The 8,896-nt window shown below is 67.8% G+C and carries 8 protein-coding genes and 1 pseudogene; all 9 read right to left on the reverse strand.

Features of this window, described 5'->3' with window-relative positions; all coding sequences use genetic code 11:
* Window positions 1–297: 297 nt before the first annotated feature.
* The 9 genes and pseudogenes from ON39_RS19090 to ON39_RS19130 all read right to left on the reverse strand — a co-directional run bounded on the left by ON39_RS19090 (window position 298) and on the right by ON39_RS19130 (window position 8,608).
* Entirely contained in the window at window positions 298–720 is a 423-nt protein-coding gene (locus tag ON39_RS19090) for a DUF4189 domain-containing protein (protein ID WP_040736214.1), read from the reverse strand.
* Window positions 721–887: 167 nt separating this feature from the next.
* Window positions 888–1,253: a metal-sulfur cluster assembly factor gene (locus ON39_RS19095; protein WP_040736216.1), complete on the reverse strand. Its 366-nt coding sequence runs from the start codon at window positions 1,251–1,253 to the stop codon at window positions 888–890.
* Complete coding sequence (gene sufU, locus ON39_RS19100; RefSeq protein ID WP_040736218.1) at window positions 1,250–1,732, reverse strand: Fe-S cluster assembly sulfur transfer protein SufU; 483 nt, start codon at window positions 1,730–1,732, stop codon at window positions 1,250–1,252. The genes ON39_RS19095 and sufU overlap by 4 nt, the downstream gene beginning before the upstream one ends.
* Window positions 1,733–1,816: 84 nt before the next feature.
* Window positions 1,817–3,061: pseudogene (locus ON39_RS19105) on the reverse strand (cysteine desulfurase); the annotation flags it as partial.
* Between the two features lies 1 nt (window position 3,062).
* Window positions 3,063–3,839 (reverse strand): Fe-S cluster assembly ATPase SufC, encoded by a 777-nt coding sequence (sufC, locus tag ON39_RS19110; RefSeq protein ID WP_040736219.1) that lies wholly within the window; start codon window positions 3,837–3,839, stop codon window positions 3,063–3,065.
* 32 nt (window positions 3,840–3,871) lie between these two features.
* On the reverse strand, window positions 3,872–5,080 hold the full coding sequence (sufD, locus tag ON39_RS19115) for a Fe-S cluster assembly protein SufD (protein ID WP_040736221.1): 1,209 nt from the start codon (window positions 5,078–5,080) through the stop codon (window positions 3,872–3,874).
* Window positions 5,080–6,516, reverse strand: coding sequence for a Fe-S cluster assembly protein SufB (gene sufB, locus ON39_RS19120; RefSeq protein ID WP_040736223.1), 1,437 nt, complete (start codon window positions 6,514–6,516; stop codon window positions 5,080–5,082). Before sufB ends, sufD begins: the two co-directional genes overlap by 1 nt.
* Window positions 6,513–7,307: a helix-turn-helix transcriptional regulator gene (locus ON39_RS19125; protein WP_040736225.1), complete on the reverse strand. Its 795-nt coding sequence runs from the start codon at window positions 7,305–7,307 to the stop codon at window positions 6,513–6,515. The genes sufB and ON39_RS19125 overlap by 4 nt, the downstream gene beginning before the upstream one ends.
* A gap of 560 nt (window positions 7,308–7,867) precedes the next feature.
* Window positions 7,868–8,608, reverse strand: a complete 741-nt coding sequence (locus ON39_RS19130; protein ID WP_051186799.1) for a TetR/AcrR family transcriptional regulator — start codon at window positions 8,606–8,608, stop codon at window positions 7,868–7,870.
* Window positions 8,609–8,896 lie beyond the last annotated feature (288 nt).

Raw genomic sequence — 8,896 nt, forward strand, 5'->3', positions numbered from 1 at the left:
CTGCGGTCCATGATCAACAAGCAGCCATATAACTCTGCTCGATACCCAATGTGCGCAGGGGGTGGGAGTGCAGAGGGCTGCCCCCTTCGAGCAGAGTCAAATGGTGGCCAAAAGATCTTGAACAGCCACCATATGACTCTGCTCGAAGGGGATTACCGCGACGGCGGGGATGTCCCACGTCGGCGTCTCTCGGATTTGGCGGGCGTTCGGGTCCGGGCCGCATCTGGTCGAGAGGGGGAAGCTGAAGCGGGGCGCACACGGGGCTGAGCCGGACGGCCCTGCTCGACAGTTCGACCCTCAGCTAGCGTTCTTGGTGCAGGAGGACAGCACGATGCTCGCCGCACGGGGCGAGGCACTGCCGAGGTCCGGAAACGGCGGCGCACTCTCCCCCAGCTTCGCGACAGCCAAACGCTCCGCCTCCTCCCGCGAGCCCGCCGCCTCCCCCGCGAACTGCCCATCAGCTCCGCGTGCGATAGCCGCGCACCCGTTCACGAACCGAACCTCGATTCGACAGTCGTAAACCCCGCAGTCCCGGATCGCCGCCGCATCCGCCGCCACCCGGCTCGGATGGTCGACAGCTTCCACCACCTTCCCCGTCCCCGGCGAAACCGCCAGCGTCCCATACAGATTCCCGGCCGCCCCGGCCGAGCCCACCCCGGCCACACTCAGCACCCCGGACGCCAACGCCACCCCGACCGCAGCCCTACCGACAATCGACACAGTCCATCTCCCCGTTCCAACGAACAACGCGCACCGATCATCGCCGAGCCCACTCCCGATGTCCAGCGGACCCCGGTGACAGCATCGATCCGTTGAGCCGCGAGAACCGCTGGCGGACAAACGAAAACGGCCTGGGTCGAACCCAGGCCGCTTCGAAAGAAGTTCGGCTATACCGTGAAGCCGAGGGCGCGGAGTTGTTCCCGGCCGTCTTCGGTGATCTTGTCAGGCCCCCAGGGCGGCATCCAGACCCAGTTGATTTTGAGGTCGTCCACCAAGCCGCTGCGGACGAGGGCGTTGCGGGATTGGTCCTCGATCACGTCGGTGAGGGGGCAGGCGGCGGAGGTGAGGGTCATGTCCAGGACCGCCACTTCGTCCTGGACGGAGAGGCCGTAGACGAGGCCGAGGTCGACCACGTTGATGCCCAGTTCGGGGTCGACGACGTCGCGCATCGCCTCTTCGAGGTCCTCGAGTCGCTTGATGTCCTCGGCGGACAGCTCGACCTCGGCGGTCTCGGTTGCCGGTGTTTCGGTCATGACTGCTTCTCCCCGTTTCCCATGGGACGCTTTGCTTCTTCCGCAGCGGTTACCCGCAGGACCGCGTCTTTGAACGCGAGCCAGCCGAGCAGCGCGCATTTGACGCGCGCGGGGTATTTCGAGACGCCGGCGAGGGCGATGCCGTCGCCGATCACGTCCTCATCGCCTTCGACGGTGCCGCGGCTGGAGACCATCTCGCTGTACGAGTCGACCACCTTCAACGCCTGCTGCACGGGCAGCCCGATCACCTGGTCGGTGAGGATGGAGGTGGCGGCCTGGCTGATCGAGCAGCCCTGACCGTCGTAGGAGACGTCGGCGACGTCGCCGTTGTCGTCGAGCCGCACGCGCAGGGTCACCTCGTCACCGCAGGTCGGGTTCACGTGGTGCACCTCGGCCCCGAACGGCTCGCGCAGCCCGCGATGGTGCGGGTGCTTGTAGTGGTCCAGGATCACTTCCTGGTACATCTGCTCCATGCGCATGGTCTATGCAACTCCGCTCTGCCCATTGTCGGCCTTCGCTGCGCTCACGCCGCTCTGCCCATTGTCGGCCTTCGCTGCGCTCACGCCGAAGAAGCTCTGAGCCTTCCGCACGGCCGCGACCAGTGCGTCCACCTCGTCGAGAGTGTTGTAAGCGGCGAACGACGCGCGCGCGGTGGCGGGCACGCCGAGCCGGCGCATGAGCGGCCACGCGCAGTGGTGACCGACCCGGACGGCGACGCCCTCGTCATCGAGGATCTGGCCGACGTCGTGGGCGTGGATGCCGTCGACCACGAACGACACCGCGCCGCCGCGATCGACATTGTCGGTGGGTCCGATGATCCGCACCCCGTCGATCGCGCCCAAACCCTCGAGCGCGGCGCCGACGAGCGCGTGCTCGTGCTCCGCGACGACGTCCATGCCGAGCGCCTCGAGATACCGCACGGCCGCGCCCAATCCGATCACCTGCGAGGTCATCGGCACGCCGGCCTCGAACCGCTGCGGCGGCGGCGCGTAGGTGCTGCCCTCCATGGTGACGGTCTCGATCATCGAGCCGCCGGTGATGAAGGGCGGGGTCTCCGCGAGCAGCGCGCGCCGCCCGTAGAGCACGCCGACGCCGGACGGGCCGAACATCTTGTGCCCGGAGAACGCGGCGAAGTCGACGCCGAGCTCGCGGAAGTCCACCGGCATGTGCGGCACCGACTGGCAGGCGTCGAGCACCGTCAGCGCGCCGACTTCCTTTGCGCGACGCACCATTTCGGCGACGTCGGAGACCGCACCGGTCACGTTCGACTGGTGGGTGAACGCGACGACCTTTGTGGCGGGCGACAATTCGAGCGAGTCGAGATCGATGCGGCCGTCGTCGGTCACGCCGTACCACTTCAGCGTCGCCCCGGTGCGGCGCGCGAGCTCTTGCCACGGAACGAGATTCGCGTGGTGCTCCAGCTCGGTGATGACGATCTCGTCGCCGGGGCCGACGTGGTACGGGAACCGATCGTCGGAGAACGAGTACGTCACCAGGTTCAGCGACTCGGTCGCGTTCTTGGTGAACACGATCTCGTCCGCGTACACCCCGACGAACCGGGCTATGTCGGCGCGGGCGCCCTCGTAGGCGTCGGTCGCCTCCTCGGCCAGCTGATGCGCGCCGCGGTGCACCGCCGAGTTGGCGGTGACCAGGAACTCGCGTTCCGCGTCGAGCACGGCCAGCGGCCGCTGCGAGGTCGCGCCGGAGTCCAGGTACACCAACGGTTTCCCGTCCCGGACCGTGCGGCTCAGGATCGGGAAGTCGGCCCGGACACGGGCGACGTCGAGGGTGCGGACCGTGGCGGTCATATCAAGCTCCCGCGGTAGCAGTCTGAGTAAAACGGACGTAGCCGTTGGCGTCGAGTTCGTCGGCCAGCTCCGAGCCGCCCTCGGCGACGATGCGGCCGCCGACGAACACGTGCACGAACTCCGGCTGGATGTAGCGCAGGATCCGGGTGTAGTGCGTGATCAGCAGGATGCCGCCGTTCTCGCGCTCCTTGTAGCGGTTGACACCCTCGGAGACGATGCGCAGCGCGTCGACGTCGAGACCCGAGTCGGTCTCGTCCAGGATGGCGATCTTCGGCTTGAGCAGGCCGAGCTGCAGGATCTCGTGCCGCTTCTTCTCGCCGCCGGAGAAGCCCTCGTTCACATTGCGCTCGGCGAAGGCCTGGTCGATCTCCAGCTCGGCCATCGACTCCTTGACCTCTTTGACCCAGTGCCGCAGCTTGGGCGCCTCGCCGCGCACGGCGGTCGCGGCGGTGCGCAGGAAGTTCGACGTGGAGACGCCGGGCACCTCGACCGGGTACTGCATGGCCAGGAACAGACCCGCGCGCGCCCGCTCGTCGACCGACATCGCCAGGACGTCCTCGCCGTCGAGGGTGATCGAGCCGGAGGTCACCGTGTACTTGGGGTGGCCGGCGATCGCGTACGACAGGGTCGATTTGCCGGAGCCGTTGGGACCCATGATGGCGTGCGTCTCACCGGAGTTGATGGTGAGGTCGACGCCCTTGAGGATCTTGATGGGCTCGCCGGACTCGTCCGGGTTGGCGACCTCGACGTGCAGGTCCTTGATTTCCAGGGTGGTCATCGAATTCGAGTTCCTTTGCGGGTGTGTGGTTTTCAGGCGCCGATCGCGGCGAGTTCGGCCTCGATGGCCGTCTCGAGCCGCTCTCGGATCTCGGGGACCGCGATCTTCTGGATGATCTCCTGGAAGAAGCCGCGCACGACCAGCCGTCGCGCCGCGTCCTCCGGAATACCCCTGGCGCGCAGGTAGAACAGCTGCTCGTCGTCGAAACGTCCGGTGGCCGAGGCGTGTCCGGCGCCGGCGATCTCGCCGGTCTCGATCTCGAGGTTCGGCACCGAGTCGGCGCGCGCGCCGTCGGTGAGCACCAGGTTGCGGTTCACCTCGAAGGTGTCGGTGCCCTCGGCGGCCGCGCGGATCAGCACGTCGCCGACCCAGACCGTGCGCGCGTCGCCCTTCGGCGAGTCCGGGTTCCCTTGCAGCGCACCCTTGTACAGCACGTTCGACTTGCAGTTGGGCTGCGAGTGGTCGACGAGCAGACGCTGCTCGAAGTGCTGGCCCGCGTCGGCGAAGTAGAGGCCGAGCAGCTCGGCGTCGCCGCCGGGGCCGTCGTAACGCACGGTGCCGGTCATCCGGACCAGGTCGCCGCCGAGGGTCACGGCGATGTGGCGCAGGGTCGCGTCGCGGCCGAGCCGCGCGTGGTGCGCGGTGGCGTTCACCGTGTCGTCGGCCCAGTCCTGGACCGCGACGACGGTCAGCTTGGCACTGTCGCCGAGCACGAATTCGACGTTCTCCGCGTAGGTTCCGCTGCCGCGCTGGTCGATGACCACGGTGGCGGCGGCGAAGTTGCCGAGGCGAATCTGCAAGTGGCCGTAGGCGGTCTTGCCCTCGCCGGGGCCGGTGACCGTGACGACGACCGGCTGCGCGACCTCGGTCTCCGCGCCGACCGACACCACGGTGGCCGACTCGAAGCTCGAATACGCCTGGGCCGCAACGCGATCCGCGGGCGTGCCCGCCGTGCCGAGGCGCGCGTCGTCGCGGCCGACAGTCTCCACCTGGACACCCTCGACCGGACTCACCTCGACCGATGCCTGACCGTCGCGCACCGCGGAACCGTCGTGCAGGCCACGCAGCCGACGCAGCGGCGTGAACCGCCACTCCTCATCACGACCGGAGGGGATCTCGAAGGCGTTCACGTCGTAGGACGTGAACACCTCACCCTTGTTGATCGCGGCCGTCGCGCCGGGGTTCTGAATCGGTTTCGACGGGTTCTCGCCCTCGACCGCTCCAATGACACCTGTCGCCATCAGCCGACGGCTCCTTCCATCTGCAGCTCGATGAGCCGGTTCAGTTCCAACGCGTACTCCATCGGCAGTTCCTTGGCGATGGGCTCGACGAAGCCGCGCACCACCATGGCCATCGCCTCGTCCTCGGTCATGCCGCGGCTCATCAGGTAGAACAGCTGGTCCTCGGAGACCTTCGACACGGTGGCCTCGTGGCCCATCGTCACGTCGTCCTCGCGGATGTCGACGTACGGGTAGGTGTCCGAGCGGCTGACCGTATCGACAAGCAGCGCATCGCATTTCACCGTCGACTTGGCGCCGTGCGCGCCCTTGTTCACCTGAACCAGGCCGCGGTAGGAGGCCCGGCCGCCGCCGCGCGCCACCGACTTGCTGATGATGTTCGACGACGTGTGCGGCGCCAGGTGCAGCATCTTCGCGCCGGTGTCCTGGTGCTGGCCCTCGCCGGCGAACGCCACCGAGAGCACCTCGCCGCGGGCGTACTCACCGGTCATCCAGACCGCCGGGTACTTCATGGTGACCTTGGAGCCGATATTGCCGTCGACCCACTCCATGGTCGCGCCCGCCTCCGCCTTGGCCCGCTTGGTGACCAGGTTGTAGACGTTGTTCGACCAGTTCTGGATGGTGGTGTAGCGGCAGCGGCCGCCCTTCTTCACGATGATCTCGACCACTGCGGAGTGCAGCGAGTCCGACTTGTAGATCGGCGCGGTGCAGCCCTCGACGTAGTGCACGTAGGCGCCCTCGTCGACGATGATCAGCGTCCGCTCGAACTGGCCCATGTTCTCGGTGTTGATCCGGAAGTAGGCCTGCAGCGGGATGTCGACGTGCACGCCCGGCGGCACGTAGATGAACGAGCCGCCCGACCACACCGCGGTGTTCAGCGCGGAGAACTTGTTGTCGCCCGCGGGGATCACCGAGCCGAAGTACTGCTGGAACAGCTCCGGGTGCTCCTTCAACGCCGTGTCGGTGTCGAGGAAGATGACGCCCTGCTTCTCCAGGTCCTCACGGATGGAGTGGTAGACGACCTCGGACTCGTACTGCGCCGCGACGCCGGAGACCAGGCGCTGCTTCTCCGCCTCGGGGATGCCGAGCTTGTCGTAGGTGTTCTTGATGTCCGCGGGCAGGTCGTCCCAGGTGGCCGCCTGCTTCTCGCTGGAGCGCACGAAGTACTTGATGTTGTCGAAGTCGATGCCCTCGAGGTTGGAGCCCCAGTTCGGCATGGGCTTGCGATCGAAGATGCGCAGAGCCTTGAGCCGGATGTCGAGCATCCAGTCCGGCTCGCTCTTCTTCGCCGAGATATCGCGAACGACCGCCTCGGACAGGCCTCGTTGCGCGCTCGCTCCGGCCACATCCGAATCGGCCCAGCCGTAACCGTATTTACCCAGAGACGCAATGGTCTCCTCCTGGGTCAGCGGTTGCACCTGGTCGGTGGTCGTCGTCATTCGGCACTCCTTCCGGAGTCGTTCGTACGTACCGCTGCGGGCTGTGCAGCGGCTTCTGGTGAAGTTTTCGGGGGTACGAGCAGCGGCACGTGCGTGGTGCACGCGCAGTCGCCGTTGGCGATCGTGGCCAGCCGCTGCACGTGGGTGCCGAGCAGGTCACGGAACGCCTCGAGCTCGGCCTCGCACAGCTGCGGGAACTCCTCCGCGACGTGCGCGACGGGGCAGTGGTGCTGGCAGATCTGCACGCCGGCGCCCACCTTGCGGGTGGAGGCGGCGAAGCCGGCGCCGGTGAACGCGTCCGCGATCTCCTCGGCCTTGGCCTCGGTGTGCTGCGGGGTGTGCGTCTCTACGGGGGCGATCCCGGCCACGATAGTGCTGGCGCGTTTCCTGGCGAAGTCGGTGATGGCCTGCTCGCCGCCGATCTCGCCGAGCTGGCGGATCGCCGCGCCGGCCAGATCGTCGTACGCGTGGCCGAGCTGTCCGCGGCCCGCGGCGGTGAGCTGATACTGCTTGGCCGGGCGGCCGCGACCCTTCTGCTGCCACGGCGCGGACCTGCTGGCCCTGGCCTGACCGGAGTCGATCAGCGCGTCCAGGTGGCGTCGCACGCCCGCCGGGGCCAGACCCAGCGTGGTGCCGATGGCCGTCGCGGTGATCGGGCCCTCCTCCAGCAGCAGCTGAACGATGGCCGCGCGGGTGTGCCTCTCACCGACGGTCGCCGGCGCAGCGGGCGACCCGGTACCGGCCTTCCGACCAGCCCTTTCGTCTTCGCTCCGCAAACCCACGGTTTTCACAACATCAGTGTGGCGGAATTCGTTCCCGAAATCTAATAAGGGTGCCCTGAGTTCACAGGGCTCGTGACCTGCATAGACCAGCGATCGGCGGTGCCGCGGAGTAGCCGATCGGCGTGACGGCGGCACGATATTTGAGCACAGTCCGCGCACGGTGGCGAAAATGAGCGTTGACCTGGCGTTTGACGGGCATCGCCAGCGAACGCCGCTAGGTGCGAGACGTTCGCCGCCGGCCGCCCGAGCACCGCGGCTGTCGATGATTCGAAGGCCGGACCCGAGGCCGATCCGTCCAGTGGGTTACATCACACCTTCCCGCTCACCGAGACAACTCGATGGACGGCGACCGGGTTTGTCGGCGTATCCAACAGGGCGTCTATCGCCTCGTCCTGACCCGCTGGCTGAGTGGTAACCAGCGATCCGCCGACCGACGATCATCTCCACCCCGGAGCCCTCACGGCCCGAGCCGAGCAGACCCAATGCCAAGGTTGGACGGTCCCTAGCTGAACAGCGACGACCTACGCGCGAGTTGCCGGTGTGTTCGCACGCGCAGTGCCACGCTGCCCCTAGCCGCTTCCCAGCGAATCCCCTTGCTCGCCAAAGATTTCCGAAGCGCCCTCGGCAGCCGCGGCCGCCTCGATCCGCGCCTCGACCGGAATCTCCGGCGCGGGCATACCCATATCGATGTCCGACGACCCGGTGCCCGACGGACCCGTATCCGCCTCGGTGTTCAGCAGCCCCGCCTCGGTGAACGTCACCCGGATCAACCGCTCCATCGCCGCGGCCACCGTGTGCAGCGGCCCCTCCGAGCGCCGCACCCGGGCCAGCAGCGTCGCGCCCTCGTACGCGGCGACCACCGTGGTGGCCAACTCCCCCGCGTCCTGCGCGGACAGCCCGAGCTCGGCGAGCAGCCCGGCGAACGCCTGCTCCATCGCCTCGAACGCCGTCGCGCAGGCTTCGCGGACGGCCATGGCGTCGCTGCCGCCGTCGAGTGCGGGCGTGCCGATCGGGCAGCCCTCGTCCCAGGCCGAGTCGGCCAGCTGCCGGACCATGAAGTCGAAGAGGGTCTTCGTCGTCGCGAAGACGTCCGTCGGCGCCTGCCTGATCATCCGTCCGGTCAGCGTGCCGGACCCGGTGATCGCGGCCACCGCGATCTCCTCCTTGCCGCCTGGAAAGTGGTGGTAGATGGACCCATACGGCAATCCGGCCGCATCGCTCAACGCCTTCAGACCGAACCCGTGATACCCGTGCCGCGCGAGCAGTTCGCACGCGGCGACCTCGATCCGCCGCCTGGACTCCGAAACCATATGTCCGATTGTGCCCCCGGTGGCGGCGGTTCCGATCGGAACGAGCAGGGCCGCGCACCGTCTATGACCCGCCCGCGCCCCTTATGCTTCGTCTCGTGGCGGTACTGGAGGGCGCGCGGCGTAGGACATTGGCATTCGGGCGCCGAGCGCTCGGATTGGACGTGCCGACGCCGATCACACGATCGCGGTGCTGCACCAGGACGAGACCGAGGTACCCGGCCTCGACCGGAAGGAGCGCGTCCAGCTCGACCGCATCCGGCTGATGGGCGCGACCGGAACGGTTCTGAT

Source organism: Nocardia tenerifensis NBRC 101015, from assembly GCF_000308715.1.
In the GTDB taxonomy this organism is placed as follows: Bacteria; Actinomycetota; Actinomycetes; order Mycobacteriales; family Mycobacteriaceae; genus Nocardia; species Nocardia tenerifensis.

Coding starts and splice junctions, on each gene's coding strand:
- ON39_RS19095 (WP_040736216.1), bottom strand. CDS start 1,253: ATGACCGAAACACCGGCAACCGAGACCGCCGAGGTCGAGCTGTCCGCC.
- sufU (WP_040736218.1), bottom strand. CDS start 1,732: ATGCGCATGGAGCAGATGTACCAGGAAGTGATCCTGGACCACTACAAG.
- sufC (WP_040736219.1), bottom strand. CDS start 3,839: ATGACCACCCTGGAAATCAAGGACCTGCACGTCGAGGTCGCCAACCCG.
- sufD (WP_040736221.1), bottom strand. CDS start 5,080: ATGGCGACAGGTGTCATTGGAGCGGTCGAGGGCGAGAACCCGTCGAAA.
- sufB (WP_040736223.1), bottom strand. CDS start 6,516: ATGACGACGACCACCGACCAGGTGCAACCGCTGACCCAGGAGGAGACC.
- ON39_RS19130 (WP_051186799.1), bottom strand. CDS start 8,608: ATGGTTTCGGAGTCCAGGCGGCGGATCGAGGTCGCCGCGTGCGAACTG.